Annotated in this window: 14 protein-coding genes; 5 read left to right on the plus strand and 9 right to left on the minus strand. The window is 66.6% G+C overall.

Annotation, left to right across the window (positions count from 1 at the left end; genetic code table 11):
- The first annotated feature begins 111 nt into the window (after nt 1–111).
- Nucleotides 112–591 carry a hypothetical protein gene (locus OEJ36_RS15710; RefSeq protein ID WP_263402274.1) on the plus strand — a complete coding sequence of 160 codons (480 nt, stop codon included), beginning with the start codon at nt 112–114 and terminating at the stop codon, nt 589–591.
- A gap of 128 nt (nt 592–719) precedes the next feature.
- Here the strand turns inward: OEJ36_RS15710 and OEJ36_RS15715 are convergent, their stop codons facing one another.
- The 5 genes from OEJ36_RS15715 to OEJ36_RS15735 form a co-directional block, all read right to left on the minus strand.
- Complete coding sequence (locus OEJ36_RS15715; protein WP_263402413.1) at nt 720–1,115, minus strand: hypothetical protein; 396 nt, start codon at nt 1,113–1,115, stop codon at nt 720–722.
- 120 nt (nt 1,116–1,235) lie between these two features.
- Nucleotides 1,236–1,673, minus strand: coding sequence for an HIT family protein (locus tag OEJ36_RS15720; RefSeq protein WP_263402275.1), 438 nt, complete (start codon nt 1,671–1,673; stop codon nt 1,236–1,238).
- A 128-nt stretch (nt 1,674–1,801) separates the two neighbouring features.
- A complete protein-coding gene (locus OEJ36_RS15725) occupies nt 1,802–2,227 on the minus strand; it encodes a GNAT family N-acetyltransferase (RefSeq protein WP_263402276.1) in 426 nt (141 codons plus the stop codon).
- A gap of 113 nt (nt 2,228–2,340) precedes the next feature.
- Nucleotides 2,341–3,948, minus strand: a complete 1,608-nt coding sequence (locus OEJ36_RS15730; RefSeq protein WP_263402277.1) for a diguanylate cyclase domain-containing protein — start codon at nt 3,946–3,948, stop codon at nt 2,341–2,343.
- Between the two features lie 28 nt (nt 3,949–3,976).
- On the minus strand, nt 3,977–4,813 hold the full coding sequence (locus tag OEJ36_RS15735; RefSeq protein WP_263402278.1) for a TIGR02285 family protein: 837 nt from the start codon (nt 4,811–4,813) through the stop codon (nt 3,977–3,979).
- 164 nt (nt 4,814–4,977) lie between these two features.
- Between OEJ36_RS15735 and OEJ36_RS15740 the strand changes: the two genes are divergently transcribed.
- The 4 genes from OEJ36_RS15740 (at nt 4,978) to OEJ36_RS15755 (ending at nt 10,352) form a co-directional block, all read left to right on the plus strand.
- Nucleotides 4,978–5,952 (plus strand): GlxA family transcriptional regulator, encoded by a 975-nt coding sequence (locus tag OEJ36_RS15740; protein ID WP_263402279.1) that lies wholly within the window; start codon nt 4,978–4,980, stop codon nt 5,950–5,952.
- 104 nt (nt 5,953–6,056) lie between these two features.
- The gene (locus OEJ36_RS15745) at nt 6,057–6,761 is read left to right on the plus strand and encodes an NAD(P)H-dependent oxidoreductase (RefSeq protein ID WP_263402280.1); all 705 of its coding nucleotides are present in this window, start codon (nt 6,057–6,059) and stop codon (nt 6,759–6,761) included.
- A 121-nt stretch (nt 6,762–6,882) separates the two neighbouring features.
- Nucleotides 6,883–7,626, plus strand: coding sequence for a class I SAM-dependent DNA methyltransferase (locus tag OEJ36_RS15750; RefSeq protein ID WP_263402281.1), 744 nt, complete (start codon nt 6,883–6,885; stop codon nt 7,624–7,626).
- 167 nt (nt 7,627–7,793) lie between these two features.
- Entirely contained in the window at nt 7,794–10,352 is a 2,559-nt protein-coding gene (locus OEJ36_RS15755) for an EAL domain-containing protein (RefSeq protein ID WP_263402282.1), read from the plus strand.
- A 36-nt stretch (nt 10,353–10,388) separates the two neighbouring features.
- On the opposite strand, the gene OEJ36_RS15760 is transcribed toward OEJ36_RS15755, so the two are convergent.
- From OEJ36_RS15760 to OEJ36_RS15775, 4 genes are all read right to left on the minus strand, one after another.
- A complete protein-coding gene (locus OEJ36_RS15760) occupies nt 10,389–10,925 on the minus strand; it encodes a hypothetical protein (RefSeq protein WP_263402283.1) in 537 nt (178 codons plus the stop codon).
- A 256-nt stretch (nt 10,926–11,181) separates the two neighbouring features.
- Nucleotides 11,182–11,655, minus strand: a complete 474-nt coding sequence (locus tag OEJ36_RS15765; protein ID WP_263402284.1) for an arsenate reductase ArsC — start codon at nt 11,653–11,655, stop codon at nt 11,182–11,184.
- Between the two features lie 28 nt (nt 11,656–11,683).
- The gene (locus tag OEJ36_RS15770; protein ID WP_263402285.1) at nt 11,684–12,967 is read right to left on the minus strand and encodes an arsenic transporter; all 1,284 of its coding nucleotides are present in this window, start codon (nt 12,965–12,967) and stop codon (nt 11,684–11,686) included.
- Nucleotides 12,968–12,987: 20 nt separating this feature from the next.
- Nucleotides 12,988–13,335, minus strand: coding sequence for a metalloregulator ArsR/SmtB family transcription factor (locus OEJ36_RS15775; protein WP_263402286.1), 348 nt, complete (start codon nt 13,333–13,335; stop codon nt 12,988–12,990).
- Between the last annotated feature and the right edge of the window lie 429 nt (nt 13,336–13,764).

The raw sequence follows: 13,764 nt of genomic DNA on the forward strand, positions 1-13,764 counted from the left end.
CACCTGCCCTAGTCGACCGGGGCAGGTGCAGCGCACTAGAGTCCAAGCCCCTGAAGCGCCCCGCTACTGGCTACCCCACAAAGGGACCGTCCCCTCACAAGGAGTGAAACCATGTCGCCACTGAAGCTCGCCGCCATCACGCTCGCGGCCCTGGCCATGAGCGCCTGCTCCACCCCCGCGCCCACCACTACCAACGACAACGGCATCCGCGCTGCTGCGCAGAAGCTCATCGGCCAACCGGCCAGCAAGGCCATCGAGCTGTTCGGCCGGCCCGACCAGGGCGTGGGCCCCTCGTCCTATGGCACCACCGGCGGCTTCTACGCCTGGAACCGCGTGCAGACCCACATGACCCCGGAGCAGGTGTTCATCAGCACCGGCAAGGAATACGTCGGCCAGCGGGAAACCTATGTAGGCGTCGGCGGTGGCGGCGTCGGCGGCATTGCGCAGGTCGGCAGCGAAGCGGTGTACCGCGAGACCGGCTACTACGAGAACCGCACCGTCATCGACTACTTCTGCAGCATCACGCTGTTCACCGACAGCCAGGACGTGATCACCGACGCCAGCGTGGTCAACTGCATGAACAAGCAGTGAGGCGGGCTGCGGGGCGAAATTCAACGAAGGGAAAAAGTCGTCCGCACGCAGACAAGGCGATACCTGCCCGCGTGCTTCCGATGCTGGGCACCCGCTTGCGTTCAGCAGCGGGCGCTCACCAGCGAAGGTCAGATGAAGGCTTGACGGGCCTTGCCACGCGGCAGGCGATTGCGACCAGGCATCTGCGCCAGGCGCTGCTGCCATTCGGCGCGGGCCGATTTGACGGAAGCGTGCTGCGCCACTTCGGGAACGACGACAGTTGCGGGTTTTGCAGGCTTGGCAGGAGTAGCGGAAGCAACGGAGGCTTGCGCAGCGACCGGCGCCGCAGCAGCCTTCTCAGCCTTGGCGGCGGCCCGCAGCTCGGCGAGGCTCGGGGTTTTGCGTACGGGTTCTACGGCCTGTTTCTCGATGGAGCGGAGGCAGAGCTTGCAGGACACCTGGGCGGTATCAGCGGTGCTGTTCTGGCTCGTGGCGGCGCGGCCGCAGGCGGCGGTCTCTGGAGAGGAGGAGTAGTGAATTACCAACGTGTTGTCTCCTGATTTTGGGGCGCGGGATTCTACACGGGCATCCAGGCTGCATGAACCACAGATGACCAGCGGCCCCAATGTTGCAGTCCGCCCCTTCCCCTCCTCCGCCGCCCGCCTCTAGGAGGATGCCTGCAGCAATTGCGCGATCTTTTTACGCAGCTCGCCATGCACGTTCTCGTCATAGGGCGGCGCGTTCTTCCAGTCGTAGAACCACACGGGCATGCGGCGCTTCTCTTCCGGCTCCGTGGGGTAGCGCGGGAACAGGTGGCAGTGCAGCTCCGGCTCGGAGTTGCCGAGAATCTCGTAGTTGATGCGCGCGGCGCCGGTGGCCTGCAGCACCGCATCGCCGATGCGGGCCATGTCGAGCAGGTACTGGGTCCTGGCCTCGATATCCAGGTCGTTGAGGCTCGGCACCACCGGGTCGGGCAGCAGCAGGCAATAGCCAGTGAGGAACTGCACGTCCCCCATCACCGCCCAGCCCGATGGCATGCGGCAGATCACCTTGTCGTTGGTGCCGTTGCAGGCCATTTCCACACGCTGTGAAATCAGGGACATCGGTCGTCCTTACTGCTGATGAGGTCGGCGGTGCATGGGCCAGGCCAGCGCACCGGGGCCTGGAGTAAACCACTGGCCACGGCCAGCAGGGAACCCTCGCACCGCTCAAGCACGGGCATTAGCGCGAATCAAACGAGACGCTTCTGGAAGTAGAAGCGCGTGTGCCCCGGCGGGAAATCGGCTATCTCGCCGAACGCGGTGTAGCCGTGCTTCTGGTAGAAGTCCGGCGCCTGGAAATCGAAGGTGTCCAGCCAGATGCCGACGCAGCCCTTCTCGCGGGCGGCCTCCTCGGCCATGACCATCAACCGCGACCCCGTACCCTGCCCCTGGGCCTGCTCGGGAATGGCCAGCAGCTCGATGTACAGCCAGCCATAGAAGATCTCGCCATAGAGCCCGCCGATCACCTCATCGCTGTGCTCGTCACGCACCAGCAGGGCCAGGGTGGCGCGCTGCGGGTCCCCGGCCCTGGCCGTGTTATGGGCCCGGAGCGGCCTGAGGATGGCCGCGCGGTCCTCCTCGCTGGGGGTTGCCGTGACGTCGATGCGGGGGCTCATGGGCTAGTCCTTTAGAGGCGAGATGGGGGACGAGCGGCTCTTCCACGCGCCGCGACGGGCCACTATGTCGGGCCGGGCGTTGGCGCGCAATGGTCCCGTTCCGCTGCGCCTCTCTACGCCACCTCTGCCGGCATGAGCTGGCAGACCACCCGGTTGCGCCCCTCCTCCTTCGCCCTGTAGAGCATGGCGTCGGCGGTCGCGAGCAGGTCCCCCGGTTCGCAGCGGTCGGTGCCGCTGACGCTGACCGCGCCTATGCTCACCGAAATCACCGTGCCGGCCTGGGAGTGGCCATGGGGAATGGCCAGGGCCAGCACCGCCTGGCGCAACTGCTCCAGCAGGGGCGCAGGGTCTTCGCAGGCCGGCAGGAGTATCGCGAACTCCTCGCCGCCATAACGCGCCGCCAGGTCATAGGGGCGACGCATGGCGCTCTGCAGCACATCCGCCACCGAACATAAGGCCGTGTCGCCGGCGGCATGCCCGTAGTGGTCGTTGAACGGCTTGAAGAAGTCGACATCCAGCAACGCGACACTCAAGGGGCTCCTGTCCCTGCTGGCCTTGCGGCAGGCCACCCGCAGCGCTTCGTCGAGGGTGCGCCGATTGGCGATGCCGGTCAGGCCGTCGAGCCGGGCCAGGCGCTCCAGGGCCTGCTCGGCGTCACGCCGCACCGTGATGTCGTGCAGCGTCAGCACCGCCCCTTGCTCGGGGTCGTCCACATCCAGCAGCTTGAACTGCAGGGTGAACCAGCGGGTGCGCCCGTCCTTGCGCAGCAGCTCGCAATCGCCGACGTAGGTGCCTCCGCGCAGCAGCACCGGCATGAAGAAGGACGCCTCCTGCTCGAAGGCCTTGTCGCTGGGGAAGATCACCCGCGTCGACTTGCCCGTCAGCTCGCGGGTGCCGTAGCCGAACATCTGCTCGAAGCTGGCGTTGCAGCGCAGGATCACGCGCTGGCGGATAAAGGCGATACCGGTGAGGGAGTTGTCGAAGATCGCCTGCTGCTCCAGCAGCGCCTGGTCCAGGTGCAGGGTGCGGCGCGCCACCTCGTCCTCCAGGGCCTCGCGCAGGGCGACTTCCTGGCGCTGGTACGCATCCAGCCGCGTCTGCGCGTCTTCCAGGGTGCCGGCCAGCACGCTGAGTTCATCGTTCGCGCGCCGATCTTCCTCCGTCACCAGCGGCAGCAGGCCCGTCGCCCCCGGGCTGAAGCCGCTCAGCAAGGTGCTGAGGCGGGTCAGCCGGCGCGTCACCAGCCAGTGGAACAGCCACAGCAGCGCAATGGAGAACACGAACGCCTTGACCCCCTGGGTGAGGACGACGATCAGCCCACGATCCAGGGTCCGCTGGTAGACCAGGGCCAGGTTGGGCAGCACCCGCAACTGGCCGACTACCACGGTGCGCGGCCCCAGGTCGTACTCCAGGGGAAACGCCTTCACCCCCTCCTTGCCGTCGAGGCTTTCGCCGATGGCCAGGCGCTGCTCATCGGTGCGCCCGTAGCGCAGCTCAGCGGCGGCCACCCAGGGTGAGCCGACCAGGCCGTTGAGCTGGGCCCCCACCAGGGGGCGGTCGAAGTTCCAGGCGGCCGCCGCGAGCCCTTGCAGATGGCTGTCGCGAACGAAGCTCAGGTGCTCTTCGAGGTCCGCCAGGTCCCGTCGATAGTCGAGATACAGCTGCACGGACGTCGCCAGCACCGCGTTCACGGCACTAATCAACAGTACCCAGGCCAGCATCCGCCTCGCCAGGGGGCGAACCGGTGTTTCAGGGTTGCGCGAAAGGCTTGCGTTCAACGAGAGCTTGCTCATAACTCTGGCGCTCTTCTATGGGGAGGTAATCGATCAACGTGTCTATCCAGGGGGGCCGTGGTCCGGCCTTGGCCAGCTGTGCATCGATATCGCGGATCACCCGCTCACCCCACTCGCTGCGCACGCAGGCGATATAGCCAAGCGTGTAGGGCGGGTCACCCGCCACCGCCAGCTGCCGCAGCGCCGTACCGGCCATCTCCGGGTGCTGCCGCTGGTACCAGCCCACCTCCAGCGGGTAGGCGAACAGGTAGTCGATCCAGCCAGCCGCCAACTGCTGCAGCGGCGCCCCGAAGTTGACGCCGGCCTTGAGCAGCTGCGGCGGGTAGCCCACCTCGCGCAGCGCGGCGTTGATCTGCAGGGAATACCCGCGCCGCTCGCTGACGGCGGTAACCAGCTGGGTATCGGCGAGCAACCGGCGCACATCCACCCGCCCCGCGTCATCGACGTAAGGGGCCACCTGGGGGATGCGGTCCGCGCGGACCAGCACTTTCTGGGCCGACAGGAAGAGCACCGGGCGGCTGAACAACATGGCCTTCTCGCGGCCGGGCAACTTGAGGGTGGTGGAGTGGCAAACGGGCTCGCCACGCTCCATCAACGCATAGGCACGCGCGAAGCTGGCTTCCTCGAATTCATGGTGGTATTGCGGCATGTGCTGCTGCAGGTAGCGCAGCATGTCGGCGGCGATGCCCGGGCCGGGCATCTGCGGCCCCACCTCGGTAAAGGGAGGAAAATCGTTGATCAACCAGCGCAGGCGCTCCCCGTCGGCATTGGCAGCGCTTACGACGAACAACAAGCAGCAACCCAGGATTCGAGCCAGCACGACAACAACCCTCTCCGAGGAGGTGTTGTTCCAGTAAAGCAAAGCGAAGCGGCTTGCGCGAACCCGGGGCCCAAAGCCTTTGCAGCCAGTACCGCCCCGGTGTAAAAAGACGCAGTTTCCATGCGGATACTGCCAACATGCCCGCCGTGGCCATCTACCTCTACGACCAATGCTACGCCTCCAGCGTCAGCGGTTTTGCCGACGTGATGCAGGTGGCCAACGCACACCTGGCGGCGCAGGGCTCCGCCGAGCAGTACAGTTGGTCGTTCATCGCCGGGTCGCGCAGCGTCACCGCGAGCAACGGCCTGCCGCTGAAGTCGCGCCGCGCCGAGGAGGACGAGCGCTTCGACATCGTTTACCTCCCCGCTGGGCACTATCAGGGCTACCACGTCTTCAAGGCACTGCTCGACCAGCAGCAGCCGCACTACAAATGGCTGGTACGCCAGTGGGAGATGGGCGCCGAGCTGATCGCCACCTGCACCGGCACCTTCCTCCTGGCCAGCACCGGCCTGCTCGATGGCCGGGTTGCCACCACCACCTGGTGGCTGGAGGAGCAGTTCCGCTCCTGGTTCCCGGCGGTGGACCTGCAGATGGCGCCGATTCTCACCCAGGCCGACCGGCTGTTCTGCGCCGGCGCGCTGTCGTCGTACCACCTGCAGTCAATCCAGACCATCGAGCGCCATTCCGGCTCGGCCCTGGCGGCGCGCTGCGCGAAGAGCCTGCTGATCGACGTCAGCCAGACACTGCAGACGCCCTTCCTGCCCCTGCTCGCCCACCGTTCCCACAGCGATGCACTGGTGCAGCAGGCCCAGGAGTACCTGGAGCGCCACCTGGCCGAGCCCATCCGCCTGGCGGACCTGGCCAGGCGCCTGGCGGTGAGCGAGCGCACCCTGATCCGCCGCTTCCAGCTCGCCCTGGAGAAAACGCCCCTCGTCTACCTGCAGAACCTGCGCATCGAGGCGGCCCGGGCGCTGCTGGAAACCGGCAACCAGCGCGTGGAGGATATCGCCCAGGCCGTGGGCTACCTGGACGGTAGCTCCTTCGTGCGGCTGTTCCGCGAGCGCATCGGCCTCACCCCTGCCGCCTACCGGCGCAAATTCCGCTTCGACTGACCGCGCGCGATTGTCGGCATCCGCATATCGGGCGTCATTTTTGCCTCTGTGACGGCCCGCCCGGGGCCCCTACCCTGGCGCCCACTCCCACCAGAGGTTTCGCCATGAACGTACTAATCGTGCACGCCCACCCCGAGCCGGCGTCCTTCACCTCGGCGCTCTCTCAGGCGGCGGCCGAGCACTTCCGCGGCCTCGGTGCCACGGTGGAGGTCTCGGACCTCTATGCCATGGGCTTCGACCCGGTGGCCAGCGCGCGCGACTTCAGCGAGCGCGCCGACGCCCACTACCTGGTCTATGCCCTGGAACAGCGCCACGCCGCCAAGAACGGCGCGCTGCACCCCGACATCCAGGCGGAGATCGACAAGATCACCCGCTGCGACCTGCTGGTCCTCAGCTTCCCGGTGTACTGGTATGCCATGCCCGCCATCCTCAAGGGCTGGATCGACCGCGTGTTCGTCTCCGGCCTGTTCTACGGCGGGCGGCGCATCTTCGACCAGGGCGGCATGCGCGGCAAACGCGCGCTGGTCTGCGCCACCCTTGGCGGGCGCGAGCGCATGTTCTCCGCCGAAGGCATCCACGACGACCTGCGCGACGTCTTCCGCCCGCTGCTCAAGGGCACCCTAGGCTACACCGGCTTCGACGTGCTCGAGCCCTTCTTCGCCTACCACGTGCCTTACCTCGACGCCGCAGCGCGCGGGGCCATCCTTGCCCAATGGCGCAAGCTGCTTGCCGGTATCGAAGCCCAGCCGCTGCTGGAGATGCCTCTCACCGGCGACTACGACAACCACTTCGAGACGCGCATCCGCTGATGCCGGCCCGGCGGCGCCCGTGATCAGGCGGGCAGCCGCTGCGATGTGTCCGGTTTTCGCCAGGCCAGGGCCGCAGCTGGGTTAACATGCCGCGCCGAAATTCCCCACGCCCTGGCCGCTTATGTCCTCCAACGCGCTGTACACCGACCTGTCCTCCTATTACGACCTGATGTGCGCCGACATCGACTACCAGGCGCAAAGCCACTGCGTGCGCCGCCTGCACCAGCTGTTCGGCACCCCGGGGCGTCGTCACCTGGACCTGGCCTGCGGCACCGGCCCCCACGTGCGTCACTTCCTCGACTTCGGTTACCGCAGCGCCGGCCTGGACATCAACCAGCCTATGCTCGACCTCGCCCAGCAGCGCTGCCCGGACGCGCAGTTCAGCTGCCAGGACATGGCCAGCTTCCGCGTCGACGAGCCCCAGGACCTGATCACCTGCTTCCTCTACTCCATCCACTACAACCCCGGGCTGGAGCAGCTGCGCGCCTGCCTGGCCAGCGTCCACGCCGCACTGGCGGAGAGCGGCGTGTTCTGTTTCAACACGGTGGACAAGGGGCAGATCGACAACCGTTCCTTCGTGCGCCACAACGCGGAGCACGACGGCAGCCAGTTCAGCTTCGGCTCCGGCTGGTACTACAGCGGCCAAGGCGAGCGCCAGGCATTGCGCCTGAGCATCGAGAAAACCACCGCCGGCACCACCCAGAGCTGGCAGGACGAACACCCCATGGTCGCCCTGACCTTCGCCGAGCTGCAGCAGCTGTTGCAGCCGCACTTCGAGGTGCAGGTGTTCGAGCACGACTACGAGCGGATCACCTCCTGGGCTGGCACCTCCGGCAATGCCCTGTTCGTCTGCGTGAAGCGCTGAGCGTCACCGCCCGTCAGTTCCATCTCCCGCTTCGCTTGCTGCACCCGCGTGCCTGCGCGCGGGCTCGGTGCGCCTGAAACACGCCCGGCACGGGTCGACCAAACGCACCTGTAGGCCGGTTTGCCTCGTCTAAGGTGGATAGAGGACATGTGCCAAAGGAACTGGAGATGACGCCCACCCCTGACGTTCAGCGGCCCAGACGCACCCAGCTCATGGGGCGGACCCTATTCGGCTTCACCCTGCTGTTCGGCGTGGCCGTCATCGCCGCCCTCCTCCTGCTGTTCCACATCGCCCGGCAGCTCGATGGCGTGGAGCAGGAAGAAAGCCGCTTCTACACCGAAAAGGCCCTGGAAGAACGCAAGAACGCCAGCGCCGCCATGCTGCAAAGCTACGCCATCTGGACCGGGGCCTTCGAGCACCTCAACGGCGAAGTCGACCTGCATTGGGCTTTCGACGAGAACAACGTCGGCCCCTCGCTCTACCACAACAACGGCTATGAAGGCGTGTTCGTCCTCAGCGACGACCGCACCAAGTACAGCCTGCTCGATGGCAAGCGCTCCGGCGTGCCCTTCCCCGCCGTCAGCACCTTCAGCCAGGACCAAATCATCACACGCGCCCGCGAGGCCGCGCGCCAGCAGCAAGGCATGCGGGAATACGTGATGTTCAGGGGCGTGCCGGCGATCCTCACCGCATCGGCCATCCTCCCCGGGGATCGCGACGCGACGAGCGTCATCGACAGCGCCTCGGTGCTGGTGTTCATCGACACCCTCACCCCGGCCAAGCTGACCAAGCTGGGCCGAGCCTTCGGCGTCAAAGGCCTGCAAACCGTCGAAGGCCGCCCGGGGCAGGACTATCTCCCCCTCGGCACCACCCGGCACTCGTTGGTGTGGACGGCCGCCACCCCGGGCGCCGCGCTGCTGTGGGCGGTGCTGCCACCGCTGGGCATCGCCATCGCGATCATCGGCGTGCTTATGGCGCTGTTCATCCGCCAGGCCATCGTCCATTCCCGGGAGCTGGACAGGAATTTCAACTCGCTGAAGCAATCCCAGCAGGACCTGCAGTTCAGCGAGGAACGCTTCCGCGCGGTGGCCGAATCCTCCAGCGACTGGATCTGGGAAACCGACGCCCAGTACCGCCTCCTCTACCTCTCCACCCGGTTCAGCGAAATCACCGGCGTGGCGGTCGACGACTGGATCGGGCGCTCCATCGAAGAACTGATGCTCGGTGACTCCACCAACCTCGCCAACTGGCTGGACGGCCTCAAGGATCGCGACAGCTCCGCGCGCAGCCTGCGCTGTGTCTACCGCGATCACATCAGCCAGCAGCGCGTGTGCCGCCTCTCCGCCAGCCCGGTGTACAACGGCGAGGCCTTCGGCGGCTTCCGCGGCACGGCGAGCGACATCACCGACGAAGTGGCCGCCCACGCCAAGATCCAGCACCTGTCCATGCACGACGCCCTCACCGGGTTGCCCAACCGCAACGGCCTGGCCAGCTACACCGCCGAGAAGCTCGCCCCCTCCATCGACACCGACTACGCGGTGATCCTCCTGGACCTCGACCACTTTAAGCCGATCAACGACAACCTCGGCCACCCGGCCGGTGACGCGGTGCTGGTGGAAATCGCCACGCGCCTGCGCGCCTCGGTGCGCGACGACGACCTGGTGGCACGCCTGGGTGGCGATGAGTTCGTGCTGGTGCTGACCATGCCCGGCGACAAGGCCAGGATCGACCAGTTCTGCGCCCGGCTGGTCAGCGAAGTCCAGAAGGACGTGCTCTTCGAAGAGCACGTGCTCAACGTCGGCACCAGCATGGGCGTGGCCCTGGCCAGCGAGCACGGCCACGAGATGGTCAACCTCATGCGCCTGGCCGATGTCGCCCTCTACAAGGCCAAGGCGGATGGCCGCAACACCTGGCGCTACTTCTCGCCGGAGCTCAACAGCAAGATGGAAGAGAACCACCGCGCCGAACTGCTGCTGCGCCGTGCGCTGAGCAAGAACCAGTTCGTGCTGCACTTCCAGCCGCGCTACAAGATGCGCAACACCGAAATCGCCTCCATCGAAGCCCTGGTGCGCTGGAACCACCCCGAGCGCGGGCTGGTGGGGCCGGATGATTTCATCGGCATCGCCGAAGGCTCGGACATCATCGTCAAGCTCGGCCGCTGGGTGCTCAACGAGGCCTGCGACACGGCCATGCAATGGCCGCAGCACCTGGTGGTGTCGGTCAACGTCTCGCCGGCCCAGTTCACCCGCAGCAACATCGTCGAAGACGTGCGCGAAGCCCTCAAGCTATCGAGCCTGCCCGCCGAGCGGCTGGAGCTGGAAATCACCGAGAACGTCATGCTCAACGACATCGAAGGCGCGCTCACCACCATGCACGCCCTCAAGGAACTGGGCGTGAAGCTGAACATGGACGACTTCGGCACCGGCTACTCCTCGCTCGGCTACCTGCGCACCTACCCCTTCGACAGCATCAAGATCGACAAGCGCTTCATCGCCTCGCTCGCCCGCGGCGGCAACGACCGCACCATCGTCCAAGCCATCATCCACCTCGGCCGGGCCATGGGCATGACCGTCACCGCAGAAGGCGTGGAAACCGAAGACCAGTTCGAAATCCTCAAGAGCGACCAATGCAACGAGGTGCAAGGCTTCCTCCTCAGCAAGCCGATTGCCAAGGAGGAGCTGCAATTCCTGCTGCGGCAGAAGCCGCCGTTGCGGAAACAGGCCTGAGGCCTGGGCGGGCGCACGAATGGCGCCCGCAGAGGGTTACTTCACGCTGTACTCGCGGCCCCACAGGCGCACGGCCTTCGGCCCTTCCACCGGCCCCTGGAACACGAACCGCTGCCGTACGCCGGTCTTCGGCGGCACGGTGACTTCCTCGGGGTTTTCCATGGGCACCAGGTTGCTGGAGTAGTCGTCCTGGTCGATGGCCAGCAGGGCACCGTTGTGCAGCAGGTTGATCAGGCGCACGGGCTTGTCGGTGAGGTTCTTGAAGCCCAGCAAGGCGCCGAAGTTCTCGTCGGTGGTGTCGACCTTCAGCAGCTTGACCTCGACCTTGCCTTCCAGCTGGTCGAGCTGGGAAATGACGATGGCGCCGTCCGCGCCCTGGGCGGATTCACGGCCCTCGGTGATGCCCTGGGAGGCGCCACCCAGCAGGTTCTTGCCGGCGGAGATGGCAGTGGAAACGGCAGCCTTGGCCGACTCCTTCAGGGTGCTGGCGTCTTCCGCCGGCTCTTCGGCCCACACCGTGGCCGCGCCCAGCAGCAGCGCCAATGCCACGCCAATCCTTGAACTGTTGCCCATGCTCGTTGCTCCTTTGTCTGCGCCGTACGGCCGCGGATTCCTGGGCAGCTTTTTAGCATAGGCGCCAGCGGAAAACAGCCGAGCACGCAGCGCTTTTGCGAGCTGCGCCTTTCGCGCCAGGGTTGATGTCCGTTGCGCTGGGCCTCGCTGCGCTCGGCGCCAACCTACGACGCTGCCCCAAACACGGTGCTGACCGATGTGTAGGGTGGATGACGCTCTTTTCATCCACCAGGCGATGCTGCCGAACGCCCCGCTGCTACGGCAAGGTGCCGATGCGCGCCAGCTCGCGCTGCAGTTCGTCGCGCTCGAGGCTCGCGAAGGGCAGCGCCAGGAAGGCCCGGCAGCGCCGCTCGATGCAGGCCAGCGTGGCGCGGAAGGCCGCTTCCACCTGGCCCTCGTCACCCACCGCCTCGGAGGGGTCTTGCAGCCCCCAGTGGGCCTTCAGCGCCGGGCCGAAGTACACCGGGCAGGCCTCGCCGGCCGCCTTGTCGCACACGGTGATGACCACATCCGGCGGGTTGTCGGCGAAGGCCTCGTTGCCCTTGCTGCGCAGCCCCCGGATGTCGATGCCCGCCTGCTGCAGGGTGGCCAGGCTGCGTGGCAACACCTGGCCCTTGGGAAAGCTGCCGGCACTCACCGCCTCGACCCCGGGCGGCGCCAGGTGGTTGAACAGGGCTTCGGACAGGATGCTGCGGCAGCTGTTGGCCGTGCACATGAACAGGACTCGCATCGATGGCTCCTGCCGCCCCGGGCGGCGATCAAAGGCTCAGGCGCAGCGCCAGGGCCGACAGCGTGATGAGCAGTACGGGCAGCGTCAGCAGGATGCCGACCTTGAAGTAGTAACCCCAGGTGATGCGCATGCCCTTGCGCTCCAGCACATGCAGCCAGAGCAGCGTGGCCAGGCTGCCGATGGGGGTGATCTTGGGGCCGAGGTCGCAGCCGATGACGTTGGCGTAGATCATCGCCTCGCGCACCACGCCCTCGGCCCCGCTGCCCTGGATCGACAGCGCGCCGATCAGCACGCTGGGCATGTTGTTCATCACCGAGGAGAGCACGGCGGAAAGCACGCCGGTGCCGAGGGCGGCGCTCCACAGCCCCTGCGCGGCGAGGCGATCCAGCACCTGGGTGAGAAGGTCCGTCAGCCCGGCGTTCTTCAGGCCATAGACCACCAGGTACATGCCGAGGGAGAACACCACCACCTGCCAGGGCGCCTCGCGCAGCACCCGCCGGGTGGCGATCCGCTGCCCGCGCGCGGCGACGGCGAACAGGATCGCCGCACAGGCGGCTGCCACGGCGCTGACCGGGATGCCAAGGGGCTCCAGGGCGAAGAGGCCGGCCAGCAGCACCAGCAGGGTCCACCCACCCACCACGAAGGTGGCGCGATCGCGGATCGCCGTCTCCGGCGCCGGCAGCGCCTCCAGGGCGTAGCGCCGGGGCAGATCACGGCGGAAGAACAGCCACAGCACCAGCAGCGTGGCGGCTACGCTGGCCAGGTTCACCGGCACCATCACCGCGGCGTACTCGCTGAAGCCCAGGTCGAAGTAGTCGGCGGAAACGATGTTCACCAGGTTGGAGACCACCAGCGGCAGGCTGGCGGTATCGGCGATGAACCCGGCCGCCATGACGAAGGCCAGCGTGGTGGCCGCCGAGAAGCGCAGCGCCAGCAGCATGGACATGACGATGGGCGTGAGGATCAGCGCCGCGCCATCGTTGGCGAACAACGACGAAACCGCGGCGCCCAGCAGCACGCAGAAGCAGAACAGGCGATGACCGCTGCCCTTGGCCCAGCGAGCCACATGCAGCGCCGCCCACTCGAAGAAACCGGCCTCATCCAGCAGCAGGCTGATGATGATGACGGCGATGAAGGTAGCGGTGGCGTTCCAGACGATGGCCCACACGACGGGGATGTCGTGCAGCGACACCGCCCCCACGCCCAGCGCGATGACCGCGCCGAGGGTGGCGCTCCAGCCCACGCCCAGGCCTTTGGGTTGCCAGATGACCAGCACCAGGGTGAAGACGAACACGGCAATGGCGACAAGCATGGACCAGGGCTCCGGCGGGCTTAGCAGCAGGCAGCCGCACGGACGGGGCGACCGTCCATGTTGTGCAGGCGCGAGGCGTTTTCCCGCAGCCACTCGGCATTGGCCTTGAGCGTCACCTGCAGCAACTCGTGCACCCACGCGGGCAGCTCCGGGTTGAGGCGGTAATACACCCACTGGCCTTGGCGGCGATCCAGCAGCAAGCCATTGCTGCGCAGTTGGGCGAGGTGGCGGCTGATCTTCGGCTGGCTGTCATCCAGGGCGCACATCAACTCGCAGACACACAGCTCGCCAAGGTGGGCGATAAGCAGCGTGGCGCGGGCACGCGTTTCATCGGCGAGGCTTTTGAAGACGTCGGTCGGGGTAATCATGGGAGGGCCAGAACATATGGGAAATCGAATATACGGATTTCCATATATCCAGGAAAGACATTTCGCCGCCCCTCCTGCACCCACCCAGTGCCGGGCACCTCGTGTTTTTCCCTGAATCTTTTTCCCGCCCACCCACTCCAACCGGGCGCAGGGATACTTCTCACCGCCCGGGCTCACGCCTGTGGCGGTTTTTTTTGCCTGCCGTTCGCAGCCGGTAAGGCCGTGGTCAACCGGGCCGCGATGCCGATCCAACCCCCGGTGTTGATCGATGTGTAGGGTGGATGACACTCTTTTCATCCACCAAACGGTGCCGCCTGGGAGCGCGGTACAGGGGCAGCCCTGCGGCCTGCTTGGCGACTGAAGTCGCCCCTACATGGGCCGCGAGCCAGCCTGTAGGTCGGGTGCAACCCGGCGTTTGGGGTGATGGGT

Source organism: Pseudomonas sp. PDM13 (assembly GCF_025685765.1).
Classification (GTDB): domain Bacteria; phylum Pseudomonadota; class Gammaproteobacteria; order Pseudomonadales; family Pseudomonadaceae; genus Metapseudomonas; species Metapseudomonas solani.